This is a genomic window from Duganella sp. (genome assembly GCF_039595735.1).
Classification (GTDB): domain Bacteria; phylum Pseudomonadota; class Gammaproteobacteria; order Burkholderiales; family Burkholderiaceae_D; genus Rugamonas.
Genome location: NZ_JBCNLB010000012.1, coordinates 105,378 through 131,491 on the forward strand (window position 1 = coordinate 105,378; position 26,114 = coordinate 131,491).

Here is a 26,114-nt window from a genome sequence, read left to right on the forward strand (position 1 = left end):
GCGGCAATATCCGTATCTCCGCCGCGCCCACACACCTGCGAGGAAATCCATGAAAACACTGTTCGTAGCCAGTCTGATCCTGTCCCTGAGCGGCGCCGTGCTGGCGGCCGAGCCGACCGCGCAGCAGAACAAGATGAAAACCTGTAACGCCGACGCCGCCGGCAAAAAAGGCGATGAACGCAAGGCCTTCATGAAGGAGTGCCTGAGCGCCAAGCCGGCCGCCGAAGCGCCCAAGCTGAGCCAGCAGGACAAGATGAAAAAATGCAATGCCGACGCCAGCGGCAAGAAAGGCGATGAGCGCAAGGCCTTCATGAAGGAATGCCTGAGCAACAAATAAGCCGCGCCAGCGCTGGCCCCAGCCGCCCGCCCGGGCGGCTTTTTTTGCGAATAAAGTATCTCTGTGGGCATATTAATTGCTTTAAAACTACTCCTTTGTGACTAGCGCAATGTAATGACCACTTACTCTCAAGCTAATTCGGGCACTTTCCTACCCCATATGCCCGACGTCGCCCGCTGCGAACTGTCCCTGCGGGAACTCAACCAGATGTGGCGCCTGATCGAAGCCTCGGCCAAGATGCATTGCCCGGCCGAGGCGCGCCTGCTGCTGCCGGCCATGGTGGCCACGCGCACCGGTTTCGCGCACCTGGAACAGGCGCTGGTGGCCAATCTGGTGCAGGAAAAGGTGCGCCACGTGCTGGCCGAACTGGGCACCCAGGCGCGCTACGCCATCGACATCCTGGTGCGCAACCTGTACGAGCGCACCGCCGATGTCGGCTTCCTGGCCACCGACCCCGACCTGTGCCGCTTTGTCGCCGGCCTCGACCAGGACGCCGGGGCCGCGCGCCAGCGCCTGGCCGACTACCGCGACAAGTACACCGTCTACGATCAAATCCTGCTGCTCGACCTGGCCGGCCGCGTGCTGGTGCAGGCCGATCCGGCCAACCCGGTGGGCCTCAGCCACGACCCGCTGCTGGCCGCCGCCCTGGCCGCCGACGGCTATGTCGAAACCTTCCGCGCCACCGACCTGCGCCCCGGCCAGCCGCGCGCCCTGGTCTACGCGCACCGCATGCGGCACCCGGACAGCGGTGCCCCGATCGGCGTGCTGTGCCTGTGCTTCCACTTCGAGCAGGAAATGGCCGCCATCTTTGCCGCCTACCGCGATCCGGCGCAGCGCGCCAACATGCTGCTGCTGGACGCCCACGACCAGGTGATCAGCAGCGCCGACCCGCTGTGGATCCCGGCCGGGGTGCGCGTGCCCACCAACCCCGACGGCCAGCCGCGGCTGCTGATGTTTGGCGGCCGCGAATACCTGGTGCGCACCTTCAGCGCGGCCGGCTACCAGGGCTATCCCGGCCCGGCCGGCTGGAAGGCGCAGCTGATGATGCCGGTCGAACTGGCGTTCCGCGCGCACGGCAGCCAGGCCCTGGCGGCGGTGGCGCCGGACCTGATGCAAGGCCTGCTGTCGCACGCACAGGCGTTCAGCCCGGCGCTGCACGAGCTGATGGGCGCAGTCACGCGCACCACCCGCACCATCGAGCGCATCGTCTGGAACGGCAAGGTCACCAGCGCCGCCAACCACAGCGCGGCCGGCGGCAGCCAGCTCAACACCGTGCTGGACCAGATCACCGACACCGGCCAGCGCAGCGACGCCCTGTTCTCGCACTCGATCCAGGACCTGTACCAGACCGTGCTGGCGTCCAGCCTGAGCGAGGCCGGCATGACCGCCCAGCTGCTGGTCGACCTGCTGGACCGCAACCTGTACGAGCGCGCCAACGATTGCCGCTGGTGGGCGCAGTCGGCCGCGCTGCGCGCCGGCCTGGCGCAGCCGGCGGCGCCGGCGGGGCGCGCCATGGCCGGCGTGCTGGACGCCATCAACCGCCTGTACACGGTGTACGCGCGCCTGTTCGTGTACGACCGCAGCGGCCGCATCGTGGCCAGCAGCGGCGGCGACGACCTGGTCGGCCACGGCATCGGCGCCGACACGCTGGCGCGCGTGAGCGCCCTGCGCAGCACGCTGGAACACTATCCGGAACCGTTCGGCCCCTCGCCGTTCTATGGCGGCCAGCCGACCTACACCTACCACGCGGCGATCCGCGCCGCCGGCGGCCAGGTGATCGGCGGCATCGGCTGCGTATTGGACGCCGCCCCCGAGCTGCGCAACATGCTGCACAGCGGCGTGGCCGGCCGGCCCCGCATGCACGCCTGCTTTGTCACGCCGCAGGGCCAGCTGCTGGCCAGCACCGACCCGGCCCATGTGCCCGGCGCGCAGCTGGCGCTGGCGCCGGCTCTGCTGGCCGAGGCCGCCAGCAACGATGGGACCAGCGTCACCCGCATCCTGCCGCACGACGGCCAGTACGTGATAGCCGCCTGCAGCCGCGCCCGCGGCTACCGCGAATTCCGCGCCGCCGCCGGCGTCGAGCAAGCGGTGCTGGCGGTGCTGCTGCAAGCGTTCGGCCCGGTGCGCAGCGGCGCCGCGCTGCCGGCGCCCGCCCGGGTGGCGATCGAGCGCCTGCGCGACAGCGGCCCCGACTACGCCATCTTCCAGGTCGGCGCCAGCCTGATGGCGCTGCGCGCGACCCACATCCAGGAAGCGCTGCCGTTCGCGCGCGTGCAGCGCACCGCCAGCGCCGCCCACCCGGCCCGCATCGGCATGCTGGACGCGGCGCTGGCCGGCGGCCGCCAGCACTGCGTCTGGGTGTTCGACCTGGCGCTGCTGGTCGGCGGCCAGGCCGGCGTGGTGACCGAACACAGCCAGGTGATGCTGGTGCGCCACGGCGACACCGTGCTGGGTCTGCTGGTGGACGAGCTGCACGCGGTGCAGCCGTTCGACCCGGCCGACCTGACCGCCTCGCCGCTGGACAGCGCCGGCGCCGCGCTGGCGCCGCGCCTGATCCAGGCCAACCAGGGCCAGCTGCTGATCGAGGAACTGTGCCTGGCACGCCTGCTGGCCCGGCTGCGGGCGTAGTCAGGACGCAACACCGGCGCCGATTTGTGCCGTTCATCGCAAACCTGTCGGCGGCGGGCGACAAGTTCAGTAAAATTAACATTGTCGAATTTGTTAACCTTACCGAGGAATCCCATGCGCCGTACCGTTGCTGCCGTCCTGCTCCCCGCCCTGTTCACCGTGGGCGCCGCCGCCCAGGCGGCTGAGTCCATCCGCTCGCTGCCGGGCTTCATTGCCATCAACGCCAAGGGCGCCTTCAGTCTCAGGGTGGAAGTCGGCAAGACGCAGTCGGTGGTGGTCAGCGGCGAGGACCAGTTCGTCAGCCTGCTGAAGACCGAGGTGATCGACAATGAGCTGCAGATCCTGCTGCCGGAAAAGCAGTTCAGCTCATCCAAGGGCGCGCCCACCATCCGCATCACGCTGCCGTCGCTGAGCCGGGTCAAGGTGGAGGGCGCCGGCGAAACCCTGATCAACCAGGTCAACACCGACCGCCTCGACATCAGCTACCTGGGCGCCGGCCACCTGGCCGCCAACGGCAAGGTCAAGTACCTGCGCCTGAACGCCAAGGGCGTGGGCGAAGTCGACGCCCGCCAGCTGCAGGCCGAGCGGGTCGACGTGCAGTTCGAGGGCGTCGGCAACGTCAGCGTGTACGCCACCGGGCTGCTGAACGCGGTGGCCAAGGGCATCGGCAGCCTGACCTATTACGGCCACCCGAAAAAGGTCAACAAGGACGTGTCCGGCATCGGCAATGTCAAGGCCGGTGACTGAAAGGAATAATTGCCCCGGTGACACGAGATGCGAATGCAGGTACTATCAGCTGACCAAGCAACCGCAACGCATCTGGAGGCTTTCCCCGTGCCTGTGGCAAACGACATAGCGCACTGGCGCGCGCAAATCTTCGCCCGACTGCTGCTGGTGGTGTTTCTGCTGGGCCTGTGCACCGCGGTGCCCAGCGTGCTGCTGGCCATCAGCGAAGGCATGTGGTCGATTGCCATCGTCGACAGCGTGGCGCTGCTGTGGATCGGCGTCATCTGGCGCTGGCGCCGGCTGGGGTACACCGTGCGCGTGGTCAACTTCCTGGCGGTGGCCTTCATGGTCGGCCTGGCGCTGCTGCTGAAGGTGGGGCCGGTCAGCCAGATCTACCTGATGGCGGTGCCGGTGCTGGCGGCGCTGCTGCTGGGCCTGCGCCCGGCGCTGTGGACCCTGGCGCTGGCCGGGCTGGCGGTGATGGTGCTGGGCTTCGAGGACAACGCCAGCCTGCAGCTGGCGGGCCTGCCCGACTACGCCTTCCTCAAGGCCGGCATCATCTCGCTCAACTTCATGTTCATGACCGCGGTGCTGACGCTGTCGTGCGCGGTGCTGCTGCAGCACCTGGAGCGCTCGCTCACCCAGCTGGGCGACCTCAACGCCGAGCTGCGCCTGACCTCGGCCGCGGTGGCGCGCCTGAACGACATGGTGCTGATCGCCCAGGTTGACCAGGACGCGGCCGCGCCGCAGACCGCCCAGCGCATCATCTTTGTCAACGCCGCGTTCGAGCGCCGCACCGGCTACCGGCGCGACGAGGTGATCGGCCAGAACCTGCGCATGCTGCGCGGCCCCGCCACCGAGCAGGCGGTGGTGGACGAGATCGAGCGCCACATGGCGCGCAGCCAGCCGGTGCGGGCCGAGCTGCTGAACTACACCAAGAACGGCGAGCCGTACTGGGTCGAGACCGAGCTGGTGCCGTTTGCCGACGAGGGCGGCGTCAACACCCACTGGGTGGCGGTCGAGCGCGACATCACCGAGCGCAAGAAATCGCAGGACGATATCCACCGCCTGGCCTTCTTTGACGTGCTGACCGGCCTGCCCAACCGGCGCCTGCTGATGGACCGCATCGACAAGCTGCTGGCCAGCTCGGCGCGCGGCGGCACCTACAGCGCCGTCATGTTCATCGACCTCGACCGCTTCAAGACCATCAACGACGCGCGCGGCCACGCCACCGGCGACGCCCTGCTGTGCAACGCCGCCGAACGCTTGAGCAAGCTGATGCGCAAGGCCGACACCGTGGCGCGCATCGGCGGCGACGAATTCGTGGTGCTGCTGGGCCACCTGTCGCCCGAGCTGGCGGGCGCCACCCACGCGGCGCTGACGGTGGCGGAAAAAATCCGCGCCGCCATCGGCCAGGATTTCGAGATCGCCGGCCAGAGCTACAACTCCACCGCCAGCATCGGCGTCACCATGCTGCCGCGCGACGGCGCCGCCGCGCAAACCGCGCAAGACCTGCTGCGCGAGGCCGACACCGCCATGTACCGCGCCAAGTCGGACGGCCGCAACGGCATCGCCTTCTTTGAAAGCGCGATGCAGGCCGAAGTCGAGCGGCGCCTGACGCTGGAGCGCGAGCTGGCGGCGGCGCTGGCCGCCGGCCAGCTGCAGATGCATGTGCAGCCCCAGGTCGACCGCCACGGCCACGCCATCGGCGGCGAACTGCTGATGCGCTGGCCGCAGGCCGACGGCACCATGGTGCCGCCCGGCGTGTTCATCCCGGTGGCGGAAGAATCCGGCCTGATGGTTGCGCTCGGCACTTGGGCGCTGCACCAGGCCTGCGCCGCCGTGCTGCAGCTGCAGGCGGCCGGGCTGGCCATGCCGCTGTCGGTCAACGTCAGTCCGACCCAGTTCCGCCAGGCCGACTTTGTCGAGCAGGTGCAGCGCGCGCTGGCCGCCAGCGGCGCGCCGGCGCAGCTGCTGGTGCTGGAAGTGACCGAAGGCCTGCTGATCGACAAGATGGACGAAACCATCGCCCGCATGCACCAGCTGAGCGCGCTGGGCCTGCGCTTCTCGATCGACGATTTCGGCACCGGCTATTCCAGCATGGCCTACCTGAAGAAAATGCCGCTGTACGAGCTGAAGATCGACCGCAGCTTCATCCTCGACACCCCGGACGACCCCAGCAGCAAGGCGCTGGTGCAATCGATCCTGGCCATGGCCAGCCACCTTGGGCTGCGGGTGGTGGCGGAAGGGGTGGAAACCCGGGCCCAGGCCGACTTCCTGATCGCCCACGACTGCGCCAGCATGCAGGGCTACCTGTTTGCGCGGCCGCTGCCGCTGCCGGACCTGATCGCCCGGCTGCAGGCCGGGCACACGCTGGCGGCGGCCTGAGCCAGCTTAATTCAGCACCGTCACGCGCTTGCCGCTGACATTGCGCTGGGCCGGATTGCCATACACCGTCACCCCGCCGGACCCGTTGGCCGAGGCCACCAGCGACTGCGTCACGGTGGCGGCAATGCCGCCCGAGCCATTGCTGCTGAGGTCGGCGCTCTGGCTGCTCAGGCCGGCCAGGTCGGCGCTGCCGGAGCCGTTCAGGCGCACCGTCATATTGCGCACCCGGCCGCTGGCGCTGGCGCCGCCCGAGCCGCGCAATTCCAGATGCAGCGCCTCGCCATCCAGCTGCCCCAGCTCCAGCCGGCCGGAGCCGTTCAGACCGGCCGTGATGGTGCCGCTGCGCAGGGCGGACGCGTTCAGGCCGCCGGAACCGTTCAGGCGCGCGTCCAGGCGTTCGACGCTGCCGCTCAGGCGCACCGCGCGCGAGCCATTGAGCGACAGCTCCAGCGGGCCGCCATGCAGGCCGCTGACCGTCAGCGCGCCCGAGCCGTTGGCGCTCAGCTGGCGCAGCGCCGGGGTGCTGTAGACGATGCGCAGCGGATGCTGGGTGCGGACATTGCCGTCGACCCAGATGCGCAGGGTGCCGCCGCTGGCGTCGGTGCGCAGCAGCGGCACGATATTGCTGTCGCCCTCCACCTGCAGCGCCGTGGCCTGGCCGACGCGGATCTCGACCTGCATGCCGCCGTTGATATCGACCCCGTCCAGCGTAGCCACCTGGCGGCTTTCCACCGCATGCTGGCCGTTGCCCTGCAGCGCATCGCTGCTGAAGGCCGACTTGTAATGCACGCCGCCGTCGCCATCCGGCACCACGATCACGGCGCAGCCGGCCAGGCTGGAAAGAGCGGCAAGGGTGATGAGCGTATGGCGCATGATGGCAAGTCCTTGAAGTTATAATGCCGCCACTATAGCCAGCGCCGCCGGCCCGCGCGTGCGCCATGCGACAAACGGTAGAAAACAGGGAATGAACCGCGCCATGACGACCTCCGATCTGCACGACCTCCGCGACCGCACCCGCCAGTTCGCCCACGCGCGCGACTGGGCGCAATACCACACGCCCAAGAACCTGGCCATGGCCATGTCGGTGGAAGTGGCCGAAGTGGCCGAGCACTTCCAGTGGCTGGCCAGCGGCGCCGCGCACGAGCTGGACGATGCCACCCGCGCCGCCGTGCGCCACGAGCTGGCCGACGTGCTGCTCTACCTGGTGCAGCTGGCCGACCAGCTGAACGTCGACCTGCACGCGGCCGCGGTGGAAAAGATGGCGCTCAACGCCCTCAAATACCCAGCGCCTTGCGGATCTGCGCCGCCACGATTGCCCAGCACGGCGAAGTAGCCGCCACCTCGTCGTAATGGCTGCCGCCGGGCAGCACCAGCACCTCGGCGGCGTCGCCGGCGGCGATGGCGCGGCGGGCATAATCCTGGCCCGCGCGCAGCGGCGCGATGGTGTCGTGCTCGCCATGGATCAGCACCGTGCGCACGCCGGCCGGCAGCATCTCGGCCGGCGAGGTATCGCTGAAAATATCGGGCCGCGCGGCGCTGGCCACGCCGGCCAGCTGCGCCATATCGCGGTCGCAGCTGGTCTTGATCAGCGCCTGCTCGTGGCGCAGGTCGGCCAGGCCGCCCAGGCTGATCACCACCGGCACCGGCAGCGGATCGGCCACATACAGGGGACTGCTGCGCGGCAGCCGCGCGCGTGCGCCGGCCCACTGCGCCAGATGGCCGCCGGCCGAATGGCCGACCAACACGACGCGCGCCAGATCCAGCTGGTGCTCCGGCGCCAGCGTGCGCAGCCGGTCGATGGCGGTCGCCACATCGTGGTACATGCCCGGATAGCCGCCGCCGGCCTCGTCGTAGCGGCGGTACTCGACATTCCACACGGCGATGCCCTGGCGCGCCAGATCGCCGGCCATATTGCGCATCTGGGTGATGCCGCCGAACTCCCTGGTCCAGCAACCGCCATGGATGATCACCGCCACCGGGAACGGCCCGGCGCCGGCCGGCTGGAACAGCTCCGCAAACTGCGACGGCGCCACACCGTAGGGCACATGGCGGGTCGGCGCCGGCCCGCTCAGCGCCAGATAATCCTGCAAGGTCATGGGCGTGGCAGCCAGCGCGGTGCCGCCCACACTGCCGGCTGCCGCGGCGGCCAGCAAAGTATGTCGTATTTTTTTCAGCATGCGCTTATGCTACACGATCCCTGCGCCATCCACCGCGCCGGCAAACACCTGTTTCACGACCGCGCCTCGGGCAGGGCATCACACCAGGCCTCGATCCGTTCCACCTCCGCCTTCGCCAGCCTCTGGCGCACCGCCTGCGGCAGCGGCCCGAAGCGCCGCGTCAGAAGGCGCTCCAACAGCGCCGCGGCACCTTCCTTGCGGCCCTGCTCCAATCCCTGCTCCAGACCTTGTTCCAATCCCTGCTCCAGACCCTGCTCTCTGCCTTGCTCCCGACCCCGTTGCAGGCCTTGTTGCAAGCCTCTCTCAATGAATGACTGCTCCAACGGGCTAATCCATTTCATTTTGCGCTCCTCTTCCCATTGCACAACAGACTGCCAATAGCGCTGCTCATATGGCTCGGGCAAGGCCATCATCCAGTTAATGACATCGAATAGCACCAGTATGCGCTTCCTGCCACCATGCCGGCCGGCGCATCGCCGCAGCCGGCCCGCACCAATATTGATCCAATACAAAGCCGGAACAAAAAAAGGGGCCGCCCCGCAGGATGGCCCCCAAACTAAACGCCCCCGCTTAGAACTTGTAGTTGGCGCGCGCGTAGTAGTAGCCGCCGTTGATGCCGAACGGCGAGAACGACGGCAGGATATTCACCGCCGCATTGTCGCCGGCCGCCCGCTGGTCGGCCAGCAAGTTCGGATTCACGCCGTTAGGATAGATGTTGAACAGGTTGTTCGCGCCCACCGCCACCGACCACGCGTTGTTGATCTTGTAGCCCACCTCCAGATCGGTGATCAGCTTGGGCTTGATCTCGGTCAGGTGGTACACCGAGCCATCTTCGCTGCCATACTCCGATGCCTTGCCGTAGATGGCTTCGCGCAGGTTGACGGTCCAGCTGCCGACCTTCCACAGCGCCCCCAGGTTCACGCGCAGTTTGGGTGAGGCGGTCTCCAGGTCCGAGATCGCGGTCTTGTCCAGCAGCGTTTGCGGCAGCAGCTGCGCCGGCGCCTGATTGACCTTGGTGACCTCCACCTTGTTGTAGTTGGCCGCAATCGACCAGTCCACCTTGCCGGCGGTGCCGTAGTTGGCGTTGATCGTGGTGACAAACTCCAGACCGCGGCTGCGGGTATCGACCGCGTTCGAGAAGATGTTGATGCCGGTCTGGCTCACGGTGCTGTCCAGCACATTGCCGTTGGCCTTGATCGCCGCCGTCACCGCCGGCGAATTCACCGCGCCGCCCGAGCCATACAGCGAACCGGAACCGACGATGCGGTCGCGGATCTTGATCTGGTACACATCCAGCGTGATGGCCACGTTGTTGGCCGGATTCACCACCAGCCCCAGCGACAGGTTGGTCGAGCGCTCCGGCTTCAGGCCGTCCACGCCGACCAGCTTGGCGCCGGCCGAATTCGGCGCCAGCTGCACGAAGGCGGTGGTCGGGCCGACGTTGGTGGCCGAGTAGTATTCCTCGGCCAGGGTCGGCGCGCGGAAGCCGTTGGAGAAGGTGCCGCGCAGCGCCACTGCCGGCGAGAAGTCATAGCGGCTGGTCAGCTTGCCGACCTTGGCGTTGCCGAAGTCGCTGAAGTGTTCGTAGCGGCCAGCCACATCGACCGTCAGGTCGGCGATCGGGTTGCCGGCGATGTCGATGTAGGCCGCCTTGTTGGTGCGGCGGTGGCTGCCGGCGTCGGTCAGCGAGAAGCCGGGATACGACTGCGAACCTTCCTTGTAGCGCGACGCTTCGTCGCCGGCCTCGATCTCATACTTGTCGATGCGGTGCTCGATACCAGCCGCCACATTCAGCGGCTTGGCCCAGCCCACGTCAAACTCCTTGCTGGTCTCCAGCGTGGTGGTCAGCTGGCTGGCGATGAAGGCGCCGGCCCGGAACACGGTCGGCGTGTAGCCGGTGTCGTTGAACAGCGAAACGTTGCCCGAATCGGCCACGCCGATCTGCGCCTTGTCGCGGCCATAGGTCGAACTCAGGTCGGTGTTCCAGCCGGCCACCTTGCCCTTGATGCCCACCGTCAGGCCGAAGTCCTCCTGCTTCATGGTCTCCTTGGGCGAGAAGCCGGTCGGATAAATCTTCGGCAGGCGGCTCGGCAGACGGTAATTCTCGAACGCGCGCGCTTCCTTGCGGCCGGCGGTGAAGATGGTGTAGAACTGGCTGTCCGGCGCGAAGTCGTAGCCGAAGTTGGCGGTCATCACGTTCAGGTGATACTGCGCGTCGCCGGCAATGTGGTTGACGTGCGGGTAGTCCGGATGCTGGAACATGCCCGGATATGCCGCCATATTGGCCGGGTTGACCACGCGCGGATCGAGGCCGCCGCGATCGCTGTAGCCGTGGTACTTGGATTCCGCCGTCAGGCTCAGATAGGCGTCGGCAAACGGCTCCAGGCCGATATTGGCCGAGGCATCCGCCGTGCGGCCGCCGCCGTCCACATAGCCGCCGCCGGTGGCGCTGACCGTGCCGCCGTGGTTGTTCGACTTGAGAATGATGTTGACCACGCCGGCAATCGCGTCCGAGCCATACTGCGCGGCCGCGCCATCCTGCAGCACCTCGATGTGATCGATGGCCGACACCGGGATGTAGTTCAGATCAGCCGCCGCGCCGCCCTGGTACGGGCCGCCCAGCACCGCCAGGTTCGAGGTGCCGTGGCGGCGCTTGCCGTTGATCAGCACCAGCGTGTTGTTCGGGCTCAGGCCGCGCAGACGGGCCGACAGCGTCAGGTTGGCGGTGTCGCCGCCGAAAGCCTGCGCCGTGAACGATGGCAGGTTCTGCGCCAGCGCCTGGATCAGGTCCGGCTGGCCGGTGCGCTGCAGCGACGCCGCGTCCAGCACCTGGATCGGCGAGGCGCTGTTTTCCACCTTGATGCCGCTCGAACGCGTACCCGTCACGATCACCGCTCCCGCGTTGGGCGTGACGCCTGCATCGGCCGCTGCTGGCACGTCCTCGGCGTGCGCAACAAACGTCAGCGTGGACAACACGGCTGCAACGCCGATCTTGAGTGTGGCCTTATGCATATTTAAATCCCCATTTTTGAATGAAAAAAAGTAAGACCTCAACCGCAAACAACAAACTTATTTCTTGGCCGCGACCACCTCGATCTCGACCAGCCAGCCCGGATTGCTCAGGCCCGCCACCTGCACCACGGCGCGCGCCGGCAGGTTCGGTTGCGCACCACCGAAGTACTGGGTGTAGGCTTCCATGAAGCCCTTGGTGTCGGCCTTGCCGCCCTTGGCCGGATCGCCGACCAGGAACACCTGCATCTTCACCACGTCCGACATCTCCAGCTTCATGCCCTGCAGGATTTCCTTGATCTTCTTGAGCACCGTTTCAGACTGGGTCCTGGTGTCGCCGAAGGCTTCCAGGGAATCGCCCGGCGCATCCTTGTTGACCACCGCCGGCACCTGGCCGCTGATGAAATGGATGGTGGCGGTCGGCGGTATGGTCACCGCCAGCGCGATCGGAAAATCGGAGTTCGGAATCTTGTGGCGCACGATATCGGCCTTCGGTGCGGCGGCGGCGCTGCCGCAGGCGGCGGCGATCAACAAGGTGGCCAATGCTTTTTTCATCGTCATGTTCTCTCTCAGTGTTTGTTGGACATTACGGAATTGCCGAACGGGTCGACGCCCAGCGCGGTGCGCAGCGCGCCGACATCGGCCTCGCTCACACCATCGGCCTGGTTGCCCCAGTTGGAGCGCACAAAAGTCAGCACGGTGGCGATATCGCGGTCGCTCAGCGACTCGCTGAAATCCGGCATGCCGCCGCGCCCCTTCAGCAGCACGGTCGCCACCTCGCTGCCCTTGCCCTGCACGAACTTGCTGCCGGCCAGCGCCGGGAAGGCGCCGGGTATGCCTTTGCCGGTCGGCTGATGGCATGCCGCGCAGTTCTTCAGGAACAGCGCCTTGCCGTCCGTCTGCTGCGCCTGCGCCTGCGCGGCCAACGCCGTCAGCGCCGCCAGCGCCGTCATCAAAAGCTGCTTCATGCGCTGGCCCTTTCATGGATTTTGGCGATCTGCTGCCATGCCGATTCGATGGCGCCGGCCTGCCAGCCGGTCAGATAGCTCAGGTGCTCGCCGGCCAGCAGGATGCGGCCCTCGCCTTCCAGCAGCGTCGGATAGGCGGCGGCGCGGGTTTTCTCGGTCCACTCGGCCCAGCCGCCCAGGTTGTACTGCACCCGGTGCCACGCCACCGAGAACGCCGTCTCGAAGCTCTCGGTGTATTGCGGGAAGATCTTCTGGCCGGCCGCCAGTGCGAACTCGGCGCGTTCCTTGGGCGACAGCGCACTGATTTCAATGGCCTGCGTCTGGTACTGGTAATAACCGAGCAGCACGCCCTTCTTCTTCTGGAAGCCATACGACGGCACCGAAATGGTGTTGATGCCTTTCAGGTCGGTCATGATGTGGCCGCCGTAGATGTGGTCATCCTCCTCCCAGAAGCGGCGCTTCATCTGCAGGCCGATCTTGCCCACCGGCGCATACGCCACCGCGGCCACGGCCTTCTTGAATTTGTCCGAGAAATCGGTATCGATCTGGCGCAGCACCGACAGCGGTATCGCGCACAGGCAGTAGTCGGCGCTGATCGCGCTGACCTTGCTGGTGCCGGTGTCCTTGTAAGTCACCGTCACCCCCTTGTCGTTCTGACGGATGGTCTGTACCTCGGCCTTGTAGCGGATATTCCTGCCGACGCGTTTTTCAAACGCCCTGGCGATGGCATCCATGCCGCCCACCGGCTGGAACATGGTGTTCTGCATCGGGAAGTCCTGCACCGCGCTGTAGACGTTGCCCAGCTTCGACGCCAGCAAATCCTTGAAGCCCAGCGGGTCGGACGGCGTGCCGGGGTTCGCACCCGCACCGGGATTGACCGCCCAGCCACGGCCGCTGCGGCCCTTGTACTGCAGGTCGCCGGCGGACAGCGCGCCCTCGTGCTGCAGATAGTCCAGCAGCAGACGCTGATCATCGGCGCTCAGTTCCTGATCGAGCGCGTGATTCTTGACCGACTTGGCCAGCAACTCGGCCACATGGCCGCGCATATCGGCTTTCACTTCCTTGATGCGCACCCGCTTGCCGGCCAGCGGCCCGGCGTTTTCCGAATACACATAGGCGTGATCGTTATCGTTGATCATCACCTCCAGCGGGACCTCGAACAGCCTGGTGTAGTGCAGCGTCGACTGATGGTGCAGCGGAATGCGCCATGGGCCGTGGTTGATGTAATGGCCGTCATCGAAGGCGCAAGTCTGCTTCTCGCCGCCCAACTCGGTCAGGCTGAAACCCTTGCGCGCGGTCTGGCAGCGGCCGCCGGCAAACGCGCGCGCTTCCAGGATCTGCACCTTGTAGCCCAGCTTTTCCAGCTCGAAGGCGGCAGTCATGCCGGCCAGGCCGGCGCCCAGTATCAGCACCTTCTTGCCTTTGCCGCTGCCGCTCAGCGCCGGCGGCGCGGAAGCGGTGGAGGCAATCCCCATGCCCCACGCATTCATGGTATTCAACAGCAATCCGGTGCCGCCCACCGCCGCGGCCCGATACAGAAAATCCCTCCTCGTAAATGAACTAAACGATTTATACGGTTTTACTGTTTTACTATCCATCTGCTTCCTCACCAGTCTGCTGAAAGATCCTTGGGAGACTTGCGATCCCATAGTTCCTCTTTAGCAAACGGCGTGCCACTGCATGGACAAAAAATAAACCTGTTTCACGTATTTGTATCTATGTCCTTACATGCGCCCGCGGCGGGGCCGCAGGCGCAAGGACTTTATTTATGGGCCGCTCAGTTGACCAGACTGCGGAAGCCCTGCGTAGTGCTACGTAAGGCCGCGCCGGGAAGCGCTTTTTGAGTGCGCGGCAAGCGCGCGATTTCTGCTGCCGACAGATGTTGGTGCGCGGCACTGGCCTCGGCCAGGTGGCAGGCCTGGAACTGCAGCGGCGCGGCCGCGTCCAGCAGATACACCATATCCAGATTGGCCGGATCATAGGCCAGCTTGACGCTCCAGCTGCCGCGCAGGCGTGCCCGTTCGAACCAGCGCTCGTTGATGGCGCGGGCGCAGGTGTACAGGCTGTCGAACAGGGCGATGCCCTCGGCCGTCACGCTGGCTTGCGCCACCGGCATCAGGCTGCAGCGCAGCAGCTGCTCGGGATAGATCTTCAGGCCGCCGCCGCGATGCTCGCGCCCCCAGTCCCACAACTGGCGCGGGGTGGCGTTGCCGGCATGCGCCAGCTGCTGGCGGCCGTTGTAATACAGGATGCAGTCGATCACGATGCGGGTGAACTGTTCCACATCGAGCACGCCATCCAGCCGGCACGACGCCCTCGGCATGCCCGGCGCCAGCAGGCGGAAGCGCTTTTCCAGCACCGCGCGCCAGTCGTCCGGCCCCTGCTCCACCGCCATGCTGCGCAGGTTGAAATTATTCAGCAGCGTATCGCCGCTCCAGCCCAGCGTCAGCGCGGCATTGGCCAGCAGCGCTTCCGGCAGATGACGGCACGGCCACTGGTCAGCGTCGATGTTGCGGCCATAGCGCTGGCTGTAGTGCTGCTTGTCGGCGCCGCAGTTGGCCAGCGCCAGCATGGCCTGCGACCAGTGCACCTCGCCCAGGCCGACATACACCCCGCACACCATGCGGCTGAAGACGTCGGTCACCACATAGATCAGCGGGCGGCCGATGGCCTGATTGCGGTCCGCGCGCGACACCAGCTGCACCTCGGCGCGCAGCGCGTCCAGATAAAAGCCGTCGCCGGGCCGCCCCGGCGGCAGCGCGGACGCCGCCAGCGCCGGCGCCGCCGCCTGCAGCATGGCCGGCAGCGCGCGTGCCGCGCGCCGCGCCACCTCGGGCGGACGGTCGTCATCATGATCGAGCCAGTAATTGAACTGGCCAAAGGTCGGCACCGCCTTCATCAGGCCGGACGGCGTGGTCAGCACGCGGCCGGCGTCGGCGTCGATGCGGCGCTCGACAAAGAAATCCGCCAGCATCTGCTGGTACGCCCCCAGCCGCGAGAACTTGGCATGGGCGGCCGCATAGCGCGCCGTGGCGACGCGGAACACGCGGCGGATCTCCTCGTCCGCGTTCAGGCCCGGGCCGGCCTCGGTGCCGTTTTTACGCGGCCTGCCGCGCTTCACCCCGGCCGAGGACTGGCGTACCTTGCCGCGCCCGCCGGAGTTGCTGTAATCGGGCAGCAACGCATTGGGCGTCTGCCCGCGCTGCCAGTAGCGGCGCAAATAGCGGTAAATGGTGGGATGCGAGACGCCGTGCTGCGCCGTGGCCTGGGCGATCAGCGGGCCGCGCAGGCGCGCCTCATAAATCTGCGGCTCCTGCGCCACCAGCCCGGCGATGATGTCCCACGCGCGGGCGCGCAGTTGCAGGTGCTTGGGCGGCAGCAGCTCCTGGCTGACCACCACCAGGTAAGGGTCGGCCGGCAGCACGCTGGCGTGGCCGGCCTGGATGTCGGCGTGCAGCGCCGACAGCTGGATCAGCTCCACCTCCGCCGAACTGGCCGCCACGTCAAAGACATAGGCGTGGTTTTGCTCGGGAGCGATCCACAGGATGCGGACGGTGCGCGGCGACGGATGCGTATAGTGCAGCAGGTCGTTGCGCAGCAGCATTAGCGCTCCCGCGAGGAAAAGGAGGAGACATTAAACGGCCGCGTATCGACATAAATCGAGTGCAAGCCGGCCGGATTCGCCTCGCGCAGCATTTGCGGCTTGATCGAATCAACCAAGGTCGTCCACAGCTTCCTGAATGAAGTCATTGCCATGCTCCCATGCGTAACGTCTCCAGGTTGAAGGCGCTGATGCTGCCGCCACTTATCACGATTGTGCTATCACATATGCAATAAGTGGGCCAGCCGCCCTGCCGCTATGGAAGCCGCGGCGGACGCGGCCCGCCAAGCTTGCTTTTGGTGCAATGCAGCACCAGCATGGGGAAAGCAAACGGGGCCTTGCGGCCCCGTGGTGATCAATACTTCTTCTTCGGCTTGGCGCCCGGCGCCGGCTTCTTGGGCGGCGTGTGCTTGGCCGACTCCGGCGGCATGCGGTCGGCATGGCTGATCTTCAGCTGCGCGCCGCCCACCCACACCTTGCCCAGGTTGCGGAACATATCGTCCGGCATGCCGTCCGGCAGTTCCAGCATGCTGTGGTCGTCGAAGATCTCGATGCGGCCGATGTACCTGGCTTCCAGCCCGGTCTCGTTGGCGATGGCGCCGACAATGTTGGCCGGCGTGATCTCATGGTTGCGGCCCACCTCCACCCGGAACGCCGACATCGGCACCGCCAGCTTGCCTGGCTTTTCCTTTTTCTTCCTGGCGGGCGCCTCGTCGCTATCGTCGGCGGCCGCGCGCACGGCGCGGTCCAGCGGCGAGCCGGCCGCCTTGGCCGGTTTGTCGGCGCGCGCCGGCTTGGCGGCGGCTGGCGCGGCGGCCGGAGGCGGCGCCCCCTCGCCATCGACACTGATGCGCAGCGCCTGGCCGGCCACGCGGATGCCCGCCATCAGCTCCAGCGCTTCCTTGCTCAGCGTGTCCGGCATGTCCAGCACCGTGAAGTCATCGAAAATCTCGATGCGGCCGATGTTCCTGGAGTCGATGCCGCCCTCGTTGGCAATGGCGCCGACGATATTGCCCGGCTTGACGCCGTGCTGGTAGCCGACCTCGATGCGGTAGGTGCGCATGCCCGGCTCGGACTCGCGCGGCATGCGTTCCTTCTTGCCGAAACGCTCGCTGCGCTCCGGCCGCTCGGCGCGCTCCGGACGGTCAACGCTCTGGCGCGGCGGACGCTCTTCCCACTGGGTCTGCTGCTTTTTATCCAGCAGCAGCGGCACGTCGCCACGCGCCAGCTTGGCCAGCGCGGCGGCGATTTCCACCGCTGGCACATTGTGCTCCTGCTCGAAGTCCTCGATCAGCGACTGGAACTGTTCCAGGCCGCCCTCGGCCAGGGTATCGGTGATCTGCTGCTTGAAGCGGGCAATGCGCACATCGTTCACCGCCTGGATGGTCGGCAGCTCCAGCTGGCCGATCGGCTGGCGGGTGGCGCGCTCGATCATCTTCAGCAAGCCTTTTTCGCGCGGCGTGATGAACAGGATCGCCTCGCCGCTGCGGCCGGCGCGGCCGGTGCGGCCGATGCGGTGGGTATAGCTTTCCGGATCGTGCGGCACGTCGTAGTTGACCACGTGCGAAATGCGCTCCACGTCCAGGCCGCGGGCGGCGACGTCGGTGGCCACCAGGATATCGATCTTGCCGTCCTTGAGCATCTGCACCGTACGCTCGCGCTGCGCCTGCTGGATGTCGCCGTTGATGGCGGCCGCCGAGAAGCCGCGCGCCTGCAGCTTCTGCGCCAGTTCCTCGGTGCCCAGCTTGGTGCGCGAGAAGATAATCATGCCGTCGAAGTTCTCGGCTTCCAGGATGCGCGTCAGCGCGTCCAGCTTGTGCATGCCGGACACCAGCCAGTAGCGCTGGCGGATGTTCTCGTTGGTGCCGGTCTTGGCCGCCACCGTGATTTCCTTCGGATTGCGCAGATAGGTGTTGGCGATGCGGCGGATGGCCGACGGCATGGTGGCCGAGAACAGCGTGGTCTGGCGCGATTCCGGCGTCTCCTGCAGGATGCGCTCGACGTCGTCGATAAAGCCCATGCGCAGCATTTCGTCGGCTTCGTCCAGCACCAGCGTTTTCAGTTTGGACAGATCGAGCGAACCCTTGTCCAGGTGATCGATCACGCGGCCAGGGGTGCCGACCACCACGTGCACGCCGCGGCGCAGGGCCGACAGCTGCGGGCCGTAGCTCTGGCCGCCGTAGATCGGCAGCACGTGGAAGCCGGGAATGTGGGCGGCATAGGTCTGGAACGCCTCGGCCACCTGGATCGCCAGCTCGCGGGTCGGCGCCAGCACCAGCGCCTGCGGTGCGCTCTGTTTGATATCGATGCGCGCCAGGATCGGCAGTGCGAAGGCGGCGGTTTTACCGGTGCCGGTCTGGGCCTGGCCCAGCACATCCTGGTTATTCAGCAGCAGCGGGATGGTCGCCGCCTGGATCGGGGATGGCGACTCATAGCCGACATCATTCAGCGCTTTTAACAGCGGCGCGCCGAGATCGAGGTCGGAAAAAAGGGCAATTGGGGATACTGGGGAGGCAGACATGGCGTCACTCACAAAAATTGTTCGAATCGCCTAATTGCGAAAGAAATTGGTGCGTAGTTTACTCTGTCTGGGCCAACTCAGTGTTTTTTTGCCAGAATTAACCTCCAAATGCACGCTTTTCAGGAGTTTTCCATGATTCGTCCCTTGCTTGCCACCCTGTTCCTCGCCGGTTCGGCGGCGGCCGCCAGCTACGGCCCCCAGCTGGAAGGCTTCGCCTATCCGCACCCGCTGCACAAATACAGTTTTGCCTCCCAGGGCGTCAACCTGGAAATGGCCTACATGGACGTCGCGCCGGCCGCCGCGGCCAATGGCAAGACCGCCGTCCTCCTGCACGGCAAAAACTTCTGCGGTGCGACCTGGGAGCAGACCATCAGCGTGCTGACCAGGGCCGGCTACCGCGTAGTGGCGCCCGACCAGATCGGCTTCTGCGCCTCATCCAAGCCAGCGCACTACCAGTACAGCTTCCAGCAACTGGCCGCCAACACCAACGGCCTGCTGAGACACCTCGGCGTCCAGCAAGCCATCGTGGTCGGCCATTCCACCGGCGGCATGCTGGCCACGCATTACGCCCTGATGTACCCCGACGCCGTGACGCGGCTGGTGATGGTCAACCCGATCGGGCTGGAAGACTGGAAAGCGCTGGGCGTGCCGCCGATCAGCGTCGACCAGTGGTATGCGCGCGAACTGAAACTGTCGGCCGACAGCGTGCGCGCCTATGAACGCGCCACCTACTACGGCGGCAACTGGAAGCCGGAATACGAAAAATGGGTGGACATGCTGGCCGGGTTGAATAACGGTCCGGGCAAACAACTGGTGGCGTGGAACTCGGCGCTGATCTACGACATGATCTTCACCCAGCCGGTGGTGTATGAATTCCCGCTGCTGAAAGTGCCGACCACGTTGCTGATCGGCGATGCCGACACCACCGCCATCGGCAAGGACGTGGCGCCGCCGGAAGTGAAAGCCAGGATCGGCCGCTACCAGCTACTGGGCAAGGAAACCGCCAACAAGATCCCGCAGGCGCGGCTGGTGGAATTCAAAGGAATGGGGCACGCGCCCCAGATGGAAGATCCGGAAGCCTTCCATCGCGCGCTGCTGGCGGAACTGAATCGATAAATGCAGAAAAGACGGAGTTGGAATCCGTCTTCCCTCTTGCGCCGCCCAGGCCCGGAGGGTCCGGGGCGGCACGTCAGGCACGAGCGCTGCTTATGGGCTTACTTGCTGGCTGCAGGCGCCGAAGCTGCCGGGGCCGGGACCGAAGCTGCCGGTGCCGAAGCGGAGGCAGAAGCCGATGCGCTGGCCTTGTGTGCCTTCTTGTGCGTCGCCTTCTTGGCAGGTGCCGAAGCGGCTGGTGCCGAGGCGGCTGGCGTCGAAGCGGCGGCCGAAGCCGAGGCTGCAGCCGAAGCGGCAGGTGCTTGAGCGAAAGCAGCGGAAGCGAACAGGCCGGCGATCAGGGTGGCGATTACTTTTTTCATGATTCAGTCCTTTTAAGAATAATTTATATCGTTTATATCGTTACTTACTTGGCTGCGGGTGCTGCGGCGACGGCTTCTGCCGCTTTGGATTCTTTGACTTCCTTCTTGGCCGCGTGATGGACTTTCTTTTTGGCGGCGGGCTTCGCTTCGGTTTTTTCCGCCACTGCAGGCTTGGTTTCGGGAGCGGCAGGAGCGGTCGCAGGCGCTTGAGCGAATGCTGCGGTTGCGAACAGGCCGGCGATCAGAGAAGCGATTACTTTGGTCATGATGTTTTCCTTTTCGGGGTTTCGGCATCGGGACAATTCCCGTGTCGCATGAGCAAAAAACGCGACCCGCCACAGCGGAGTTGACGGCTATTACAAATGCTTACAATCAACAAGATTCGGGGTCAGCTCTGACATTCGGACACGGACTTCGCACAATTGATGAATATCAAAGCACGTCTATAAAAATCGAAGATGACTTCGCAGTCTGCCAGGACAGCGAAATTTAAGGACGCATTGATATTTCTCAAACGTCTTGCTGCGCTGTCCGAATGTCAGAGCTGACCCCGAATCTGGTCCTTGAGCGCCGCCAGCGCCATTTTTTCCACCAGCCCCGGCGCGATCAGTTTCAGCCAGCGCCCCAGCTTGCCCTTGGCCGACATCACCACCTCGCGCCGGCGCGACGTCATGCCTTCCACGATCAGCGACGCGCACTGCTCCACCGACATCGCCTTGTCCTCCTTCAGGCTGCTGCTGCCTAGCGCACCGCCAGCCGCGTTGAAGCCGCGATGGCGGATCTGGGTCGCCACCACACCCGGATAGGCGATGGTCACGCTCACGCCGTGCGGCTTCATCTCGATGCGCAGCGCTTCAAAGAAGCCGCCCATGGCGAACTTGGTGGCGCTGTAGGCCGTGCGTCCCGGCACGCCCACCAGCCCCGCCAGCGAGGACACCGCCACGATGCTGCCACGCGCCTGCTTCAGATACGGCAGCGCCGCATGCGTGCACCACACGCTGCCCCACAAGTTAATCCGCATCAGTTCCTCGTACCACGCCAGGTTTTCCACCTCCGAGAACAGCGCATGGGCCGAGCGCCCGGCGTTGTTCACCAGCGCATCGATGCGGCCGAAGCGCTGCACGCACGCCGCGATCAGGGCCACGCACTGTGTTTGCTGCGCCACATCGGTCGGCACCACCAGCGTCTGCGCGCCGGACGCCGCACACCGCGCCGCCACCTGCTCCAGCATGGCCGCATTGCGCGCAGCCAGCACCAACGCCACGCCAGCGCCGTGCCGGCGCGCCAGCTGACGCGCGATTTCCGCGCCGATGCCGTCCGATGCGCCCGTGATGATGATGGTTTTCATAGGTCTCCTTTGTTTGTGTGATTTACAGTAAGATTACCGCCTTCTGCATCACACCATGGAGTAAATATGCGTCTTCCACTGATCGCCCTCGCCGCGGGCCTCACTCTGCAAGCCCACGCCCAGCAACCGGTGGTGGCCGAGGCGCCGTTGCGCGCCCACCTGTCGCTGCTGGCCGACGACCTGTTTGAAGGCCGCGGCACCGGCCAGCGCGGCGGCGACCTGACCGTGCGCTACCTGGAGACGCAGGCCGCGGTCCTCGGCCTCAAGCCGCTGGCCGACGGCACCTACCGCCAGCTGGTCAAGGCCGAAGGCAGCAAGCTGCTGCCGGGCAGCTTCGCCCGCTTTACCTCGGACAGCGGCAAGATTCTCACCCCGGCCACCGGCAGCGAGATTCTGATCGGCACCATGGGCGGCAAGGAAGATATCACCATCGATGCGCCGCTGGTCTTTGTCGGCTACGGCGCCGTCGCCCCGGAAGAGAAGTGGGATGATTACAAGGGCGTGGACGTCAAGGGCAAGATCCTGGTCATGATGGTCAATGATCCGCAGCCGACCGCCGAAGAACCCAACCGCTTTGGCGGCAAGGCCTACACCTACTACGGCCGCTGGATGTACAAGTACGAGGAAGCGCTGCGCCAGGGCGCGGCCGGCGCCCTGCTGATCCACACCACGCCGTCCGCGTCCTATGGCTGGAGCGTGCCGGCCACCAGCTTCTCGCACGAGCGCTTCCACCTGGCCGGCAGCGGCAATCCGCTGGAAGGCTGGCTGCAGGAGGACACCGCGCGCGCCCTGTTCGCCGCTGGCGGCTTCGATCTCGACACCCTGCGCGCCCAAGCCGAGCGCCGCGACTTCCGTCCGGTCGACCTCAAGCTGAAGATGCATGCTGAAGTCAAAAGCAAGATCCGCCAGATCGAGCAATACAACGTGGTCGGCATCGTGCCCGGCACCGATCCCAGGCTGAAGTCGGAGGCGGTGGTGTATTCGGCCCACTGGGACCATCTCGGTATCGACGAGAGCAAGCAAGGCGACAATATCTGGAACGGCGCCATCGACAACGGTTCCGGCGTGGCAGCCCTGCTGGCCATGGCGCAGGCGGCGGTGCAGCATCCGGCCAAGCGCGCGCAGGTGTTCCTGTGGCCGGCCGGCGAGGAAACCGGCTTCCTCGGCAGCAGCGCCTATATGCGCAATCCGGCCTGGCCGCTGGATAAAACCACGGCCGACCTCAACCTGGATTCAATGAACTTCGTCGGCAAGACGCGCGACATCGGCGTCGCCGGCGCCGAGCGCAGCAGTCTGTACGATGCCGCCGCCGTGGTGGCCAAACGCATGGGACTGAAGCTGGCACCCGCGATTCCGGATCTGTCCGGCGCCTACTTCCGCGCCGACCATTTCAGTTTTGCCAAGGCTGGCGTGCCGGCGTTCAATGTCGGCTCGGCGGTGTTTTCAGGCGACGGTTATTTCGACTTCATCAAGGATCAGGAAAAATCGCGCGCCCGTCTGGTGGCATTTAAACAAGATTACCACCAGCCGTCCGACCAGTACCACGCCGACTGGGACCTGTCCGGCATGGTGCAGCAAGCGCAATTCACGCTCAACCTGGGCTACGAAGTGGCCAACGCGCCGAAAATGCAGACCTGGAAGGCCGGCGATCCGTTCGGCAAGGTCAAGCGTTAAAAAACTGCCACACGGAAACTGAGGATGTCCGCCTATAATTCAGGCAGACATGTTCAGGTGAACTATGAAATTCAAATCCGTGTGGCTTATTGTTTTGACCATGTTGACGGCGGCCGCTGCGTCCGCCGCCAACGTCAACTTCAACGGCGGCGCCGTCAGCAACTGCACGCTCAACGCCAGCACCTATAACTGCACCAATAGTTTCGCCATGGGCGCCACCGATGTGGCCGTGATTGCCAGCGGCTATACGGTGGTGATGACCAGCTTCTCGCCCAGCTACAACCAGGGCCTGAGCATCAGCGGCTCGGGCGCGCTGCAAACCAGCGGCAACATGGACCTGTCCAGCATTAATCCGGCCAATGTCAGCACCGGCGGCACCACGCTCACGGCCGGCGGCAGCTTCAAGCTGGGCTCCAGCACCACCATCAACGGCTCGGTGGTGGCGGCCAGTATCAGCACCAACTCGGGCGATACCATTACCGGTTCGGTCAGCGTGACCGGCCTGGCCGACCTGGGCTCGGCCATCAACATCAATGGCAACCTGAACGCGGGCTCGGTCAAGACCGGCTCGCCCGGCACCATCGGCGGCGCGATCACCGCCAGCACCACCATCGACATCGGCTCCCATCTGACGGTGGGCGGCAACATCAGCGGCACCACCATCACCACCACCAGCCCGGTCACGCTGAATGGTTCGGTCACGGCCAGCGTGGCGTTCACCCTGGCCTCGGGCAGCTCGGTGTCGGGCAATATCACCGCGCCCAAGGTCACGCTGAATGCCTCCGGCTCGACCGTCACCGGCAACATCTCCACCAGCGGCACGCTCGACATCGGCAGCGGCAACACGGTCAACGGCACGGTGAACGCCGCCACGCTGAACATGCGCGCGTCCGGCGCGGTCATCAACGGCGCCACCACCATCAGCGGTGACGTCGACATGGAATCGGGCAGCACCATCAATGGCGATCTCAAGGCGCGCAACGTCACTACCCACTCCGGTAGTGCCGTCATCAATGGCAATGCGGCGGTCAATGCGATTTATATCGACTGGAACAACAGCGTGACCGGCACCATCACCTGCACCGGCGCCCTCAGCGGGTCGGTGCCCTGCAGCTGCGTCAGCAAGCCGCAGTATTACGACTACACGCCACGCTGCGGCCCGGCCAGCGGCGGTGTGCCGCACCACTTCCAGATCAATCACAGCGGCAGCGCGCTGACCTGCCAGCCGCAGACCGTGACCGTCACCGCCTGCGCCAACGCCACCTGCACGGCGCCGCACTACAGCAGCAATGTCGATGTCACGCTGCAGCCGGGCGGCAAGACTTTCACCATCAGCGGCGGCGTGAACAGCGCGGCCACGGTGGAAGCCAATGTCGCCAAGGTTTACACCCTGTCGGCCGCCGCCAGTGGCGTCAGCAATGCCACCACCTGCGTCAACAGCGGCAGCGGCGCGGCGTGCGATATGGAATTCAAAAGCACCGGACTGACGGTGACTGGCACCAAACACGTGTCGATGGCGTCCGGCGCGCTGGTGACGCTGCAGGCGCTGACCGCCTCGCCCGGTGCGCCCAGTTGCATTCCACTGGTAAGCAACCAGACCGTCGATATCGACATGGCCTGCAGCTACCAGAACCCCGCCAGCGGCACCGTCGCGGTCGGCATGGGGGCCAAGAGCGTCAGCTGCGGTGCGAATGCTTTCGGCAGCACCGTCAGCGTGCCCTTCACCTTTGACAGCAACGGCAAGGCCACCACCAGTTTGCAGTACGCCGACGTCGGCAAGGTCGGCCTGAGCGCCAGCTATACCACGCCCCGATTCAACGCCACCGGCAACGGCGACTTTATCGCCGCGCCGGCGAAACTCCTGATCAAGGCAGACAGCGCAACAGCCAGCATCGGCCCGGACGTGGCGACCGCGGTGCCGACCAACGTCTTCGCCAAGGCTGGCGAATCGTTCAAGCTCACGGTCACCGCCGTCAACACCAGCGGCGGGAATACACCGAACTTCGGCAAGGAAAGCCCGGCCTCCAAGGTCAAGTTCGCGGCCAGCATCAACAACCCGACCGAAGTACCAGTGCCGACCGGCACCGGCAGCCATGGCGCGCTGAGCTACACCTTGCCTGCGTTGGGAGGCGGCAGCGGCACGACCGCCAATTTTGACAATGTCGGCTACCTCAAACTGACCACCGCGCTGGACGATGGCACCAGCGGCAACGGCTATTACCTGGGCCAGCCGCTGGCCAGCTTCCAGCCCACCGGCACCCAGTTCGTCAGCCGCTTCATTCCCGACCACTTCGATACCGCACTGATGACGGCCGATGAAATCAAGCTGGTTGGCACCAACACGCATATGGATTGCACCAACCTGGTGGACGGCGTCAATCCCTGCAAATACACCGGCGCCGGCAGCAGCTTCATCCACTCGAATCAGGCGTTCTTTGTGAAAGTGCTGGCCTACAACAAAGCAGGTGGGCTGACCAACAACTATTTCGGCGCGCTGGCCAAAGTCATCGCCATCAGCGCCATGAGCAGCAAAGGCGGCGCTACGCCGGTCAACGCCGCCGACGAGGCCATTACCTGGAGCGGCGGCGCCAGCGCCGTGCGCTTCACCTTCCCGGCCGACGCGCCTGGCGTGCCTGCCTCCGGTATCGGCTTGCTGACGCCCCCGCCGGCAGGCAGCGCCGCCAACCTGCCAGTCTTCAAGTTTTCCTCGGCGTACCCGGCCAACGTCCTGCCGGCCACCATCTACCTGCGCGCGTCCGACGCGGACGGCGTCAGCTCCAAGCGCACCGTGGCAGCGGACTCGGTGGAGGCGCCCCTGAATGTCGTGAGCGGACGTCTGCTGGTCGCCAATACTTACGGCTCGCCCAACGCAGCGTTGCCAGTCAAAGTCATGGCGCAGTACTACATGCCGGCCGGCTATGTGTTCAATGCGCTGGCCAATGGCAGCGGCATTGGCAAGACCGGCTTGTATATCAAATTCTATAACTGCCAGAAAGCACTGAAGGCCGCCGACGGTAGTTGCCTGGGCTCGGCCAGGCTGGCTGACGCCAATGCGACCCTTGCCATCACCAAAGGCGTCGGCAGCTTCAAGCTGGCTGCGCCGAACATCTCCAGCATTGGCACCGTCGATGTGCAGCTGATCAACGACAGCAACGCCCACCTGATTCCCTACCTGCCCAGCACCACCGGGCGCGAAACCTTCGGCGTCTACCGCTCCGGTCCGGTGGTCTACCGGCGCGAGGTGTATAACTGAGCGGCGCTG

General features: G+C 65.7%; 21 protein-coding genes. 8 read left to right on the forward strand and 13 right to left on the reverse strand.

What is annotated here, in order from left to right; translation table 11 throughout:
* The first annotated feature begins 49 nt into the window (after positions 1-49).
* From ABDW57_RS19280 to ABDW57_RS19295, 4 genes are all read left to right on the forward strand, one after another.
* Positions 50-337, forward strand: a complete 288-nt coding sequence (locus ABDW57_RS19280; protein ID WP_343731794.1) for a PsiF family protein — start codon at positions 50-52, stop codon at positions 335-337.
* Positions 338-496: 159 nt separating this feature from the next.
* Complete coding sequence (locus ABDW57_RS19285; RefSeq protein ID WP_343731795.1) at positions 497-2,965, forward strand: chemotaxis protein CheW; 2,469 nt, start codon at positions 497-499, stop codon at positions 2,963-2,965.
* A 114-nt stretch (positions 2,966-3,079) separates the two neighbouring features.
* Positions 3,080-3,712 (forward strand): head GIN domain-containing protein, encoded by a 633-nt coding sequence (locus tag ABDW57_RS19290; RefSeq protein WP_343731796.1) that lies wholly within the window; start codon positions 3,080-3,082, stop codon positions 3,710-3,712.
* Between the two features lie 93 nt (positions 3,713-3,805).
* Entirely contained in the window at positions 3,806-6,079 is a 2,274-nt protein-coding gene (locus ABDW57_RS19295) for an EAL domain-containing protein (RefSeq protein WP_343731797.1), read from the forward strand.
* Positions 6,080-6,085: 6 nt separating this feature from the next.
* On the opposite strand, the gene ABDW57_RS19300 is transcribed toward ABDW57_RS19295, so the two are convergent.
* Entirely contained in the window at positions 6,086-6,952 is an 867-nt protein-coding gene (locus ABDW57_RS19300; protein WP_343731798.1) for a head GIN domain-containing protein, read from the reverse strand.
* A 103-nt stretch (positions 6,953-7,055) separates the two neighbouring features.
* On the opposite strand from ABDW57_RS19300, the gene ABDW57_RS19305 reads away from it, so the two are divergent.
* Positions 7,056-7,412, forward strand: coding sequence for a nucleotide pyrophosphohydrolase (locus tag ABDW57_RS19305; RefSeq protein ID WP_343731799.1), 357 nt, complete (start codon positions 7,056-7,058; stop codon positions 7,410-7,412).
* Here the strand turns inward: ABDW57_RS19305 and ABDW57_RS19310 are convergent.
* From ABDW57_RS19310 to ABDW57_RS19350, 9 genes are all read right to left on the reverse strand, one after another.
* Positions 7,354-8,256: an alpha/beta hydrolase gene (locus tag ABDW57_RS19310; RefSeq protein WP_343731800.1), complete on the reverse strand. Its 903-nt coding sequence runs from the start codon at positions 8,254-8,256 to the stop codon at positions 7,354-7,356. The genes ABDW57_RS19305 and ABDW57_RS19310 overlap by 59 nt on opposite strands.
* Positions 8,257-8,309: 53 nt before the next feature.
* Positions 8,310-8,693 carry a DUF4351 domain-containing protein gene (locus ABDW57_RS19315; RefSeq protein ID WP_343731801.1) on the reverse strand — a complete coding sequence of 128 codons (384 nt, stop codon included), beginning with the start codon at positions 8,691-8,693 and terminating at the stop codon, positions 8,310-8,312.
* Between the two features lie 133 nt (positions 8,694-8,826).
* Positions 8,827-11,268 (reverse strand): TonB-dependent receptor, encoded by a 2,442-nt coding sequence (locus tag ABDW57_RS19320; RefSeq protein ID WP_343731802.1) that lies wholly within the window; start codon positions 11,266-11,268, stop codon positions 8,827-8,829.
* A gap of 57 nt (positions 11,269-11,325) precedes the next feature.
* Positions 11,326-11,820, reverse strand: coding sequence for a RidA family protein (locus tag ABDW57_RS19325; protein ID WP_343731803.1), 495 nt, complete (start codon positions 11,818-11,820; stop codon positions 11,326-11,328).
* A 14-nt stretch (positions 11,821-11,834) separates the two neighbouring features.
* On the reverse strand, positions 11,835-12,233 hold the full coding sequence (locus ABDW57_RS19330; protein ID WP_343731804.1) for a cytochrome c: 399 nt from the start codon (positions 12,231-12,233) through the stop codon (positions 11,835-11,837).
* A complete protein-coding gene (locus tag ABDW57_RS19335) occupies positions 12,230-13,882 on the reverse strand; it encodes a flavin monoamine oxidase family protein (RefSeq protein ID WP_343731805.1) in 1,653 nt (550 codons plus the stop codon). The genes ABDW57_RS19330 and ABDW57_RS19335 overlap by 4 nt, the downstream gene beginning before the upstream one ends.
* A 128-nt stretch (positions 13,883-14,010) precedes the next feature.
* The gene (locus tag ABDW57_RS19340; RefSeq protein ID WP_343731806.1) at positions 14,011-15,837 is read right to left on the reverse strand and encodes a Mu transposase C-terminal domain-containing protein; all 1,827 of its coding nucleotides are present in this window, start codon (positions 15,835-15,837) and stop codon (positions 14,011-14,013) included.
* Positions 15,837-15,983, reverse strand: a complete 147-nt coding sequence (locus tag ABDW57_RS19345) for a hypothetical protein (RefSeq protein ID WP_343731807.1) — start codon at positions 15,981-15,983, stop codon at positions 15,837-15,839. Before ABDW57_RS19345 ends, ABDW57_RS19340 begins: the two co-directional genes overlap by 1 nt.
* Positions 15,984-16,189: 206 nt before the next feature.
* Positions 16,190-18,355, reverse strand: a complete 2,166-nt coding sequence (locus ABDW57_RS19350) for a DEAD/DEAH box helicase (protein WP_343731808.1) — start codon at positions 18,353-18,355, stop codon at positions 16,190-16,192.
* A 132-nt stretch (positions 18,356-18,487) separates the two neighbouring features.
* Here ABDW57_RS19350 and ABDW57_RS19355 point away from each other — a divergent pair, with 132 nt between their 5' ends.
* Complete coding sequence (locus ABDW57_RS19355) at positions 18,488-19,471, forward strand: alpha/beta hydrolase (RefSeq protein ID WP_343731809.1); 984 nt, start codon at positions 18,488-18,490, stop codon at positions 19,469-19,471.
* 98 nt (positions 19,472-19,569) lie between these two features.
* Here the strand turns inward: ABDW57_RS19355 and ABDW57_RS19360 are convergent, their stop codons facing one another.
* The 3 genes from ABDW57_RS19360 to ABDW57_RS19370 form a co-directional block, all read right to left on the reverse strand.
* Positions 19,570-19,830 carry a hypothetical protein gene (locus tag ABDW57_RS19360; RefSeq protein ID WP_343731810.1) on the reverse strand — a complete coding sequence of 87 codons (261 nt, stop codon included), beginning with the start codon at positions 19,828-19,830 and terminating at the stop codon, positions 19,570-19,572.
* A gap of 44 nt (positions 19,831-19,874) precedes the next feature.
* Positions 19,875-20,096 carry a hypothetical protein gene (locus tag ABDW57_RS19365; RefSeq protein ID WP_343731811.1) on the reverse strand — a complete coding sequence of 74 codons (222 nt, stop codon included), beginning with the start codon at positions 20,094-20,096 and terminating at the stop codon, positions 19,875-19,877.
* 272 nt (positions 20,097-20,368) lie between these two features.
* The gene (locus tag ABDW57_RS19370) at positions 20,369-21,178 is read right to left on the reverse strand and encodes an SDR family oxidoreductase (protein ID WP_343731812.1); all 810 of its coding nucleotides are present in this window, start codon (positions 21,176-21,178) and stop codon (positions 20,369-20,371) included.
* Between the two features lie 66 nt (positions 21,179-21,244).
* Between ABDW57_RS19370 and ABDW57_RS19375 the strand changes: the two genes are divergently transcribed.
* Positions 21,245-22,852, forward strand: coding sequence for a M28 family peptidase (locus tag ABDW57_RS19375; RefSeq protein ID WP_343731813.1), 1,608 nt, complete (start codon positions 21,245-21,247; stop codon positions 22,850-22,852).
* A gap of 64 nt (positions 22,853-22,916) precedes the next feature.
* Complete coding sequence (locus tag ABDW57_RS19380) at positions 22,917-26,105, forward strand: DUF6701 domain-containing protein (protein WP_343731814.1); 3,189 nt, start codon at positions 22,917-22,919, stop codon at positions 26,103-26,105.
* The last annotated feature ends 9 nt before the right edge of the window (positions 26,106-26,114 follow it).

What these genes read in the sequence shown, in the direction of transcription:
- ABDW57_RS19325 (WP_343731803.1), bottom strand. Translation starts at nt 11,820, where the DNA reads ATGAAAAAAGCATTGGCCACCTTGTTGATCGCCGCCGCCTGCGGCAGC.
- ABDW57_RS19375 (WP_343731813.1), top strand. Translation starts at nt 21,245, where the DNA reads ATGCGTCTTCCACTGATCGCCCTCGCCGCGGGCCTCACTCTGCAAGCC.
- ABDW57_RS19370 (WP_343731812.1), bottom strand. Translation starts at nt 21,178, where the DNA reads ATGAAAACCATCATCATCACGGGCGCATCGGACGGCATCGGCGCGGAA.
- ABDW57_RS19365 (WP_343731811.1), bottom strand. Translation starts at nt 20,096, where the DNA reads ATGACCAAAGTAATCGCTTCTCTGATCGCCGGCCTGTTCGCAACCGCA.
- ABDW57_RS19280 (WP_343731794.1), top strand. Translation starts at nt 50, where the DNA reads ATGAAAACACTGTTCGTAGCCAGTCTGATCCTGTCCCTGAGCGGCGCC.
- ABDW57_RS19350 (WP_343731808.1), bottom strand. Translation starts at nt 18,355, where the DNA reads ATGTCTGCCTCCCCAGTATCCCCAATTGCCCTTTTTTCCGACCTCGAT.
- ABDW57_RS19335 (WP_343731805.1), bottom strand. Translation starts at nt 13,882, where the DNA reads ATGGGATCGCAAGTCTCCCAAGGATCTTTCAGCAGACTGGTGAGGAAG.
- ABDW57_RS19345 (WP_343731807.1), bottom strand. Translation starts at nt 15,983, where the DNA reads ATGACTTCATTCAGGAAGCTGTGGACGACCTTGGTTGATTCGATCAAG.
- ABDW57_RS19360 (WP_343731810.1), bottom strand. Translation starts at nt 19,830, where the DNA reads ATGAAAAAAGTAATCGCCACCCTGATCGCCGGCCTGTTCGCTTCCGCT.
- ABDW57_RS19305 (WP_343731799.1), top strand. Translation starts at nt 7,056, where the DNA reads ATGACGACCTCCGATCTGCACGACCTCCGCGACCGCACCCGCCAGTTC.
- ABDW57_RS19340 (WP_343731806.1), bottom strand. Translation starts at nt 15,837, where the DNA reads ATGCTGCTGCGCAACGACCTGCTGCACTATACGCATCCGTCGCCGCGC.
- ABDW57_RS19310 (WP_343731800.1), bottom strand. Translation starts at nt 8,256, where the DNA reads ATGCTGAAAAAAATACGACATACTTTGCTGGCCGCCGCGGCAGCCGGC.
- ABDW57_RS19355 (WP_343731809.1), top strand. Translation starts at nt 18,488, where the DNA reads ATGATTCGTCCCTTGCTTGCCACCCTGTTCCTCGCCGGTTCGGCGGCG.
- ABDW57_RS19285 (WP_343731795.1), top strand. Translation starts at nt 497, where the DNA reads ATGCCCGACGTCGCCCGCTGCGAACTGTCCCTGCGGGAACTCAACCAG.
- ABDW57_RS19290 (WP_343731796.1), top strand. Translation starts at nt 3,080, where the DNA reads ATGCGCCGTACCGTTGCTGCCGTCCTGCTCCCCGCCCTGTTCACCGTG.
- ABDW57_RS19320 (WP_343731802.1), bottom strand. Translation starts at nt 11,268, where the DNA reads ATGCATAAGGCCACACTCAAGATCGGCGTTGCAGCCGTGTTGTCCACG.
- ABDW57_RS19300 (WP_343731798.1), bottom strand. Translation starts at nt 6,952, where the DNA reads ATGCGCCATACGCTCATCACCCTTGCCGCTCTTTCCAGCCTGGCCGGC.
- ABDW57_RS19330 (WP_343731804.1), bottom strand. Translation starts at nt 12,233, where the DNA reads ATGAAGCAGCTTTTGATGACGGCGCTGGCGGCGCTGACGGCGTTGGCC.
- ABDW57_RS19380 (WP_343731814.1), top strand. Translation starts at nt 22,917, where the DNA reads ATGAAATTCAAATCCGTGTGGCTTATTGTTTTGACCATGTTGACGGCG.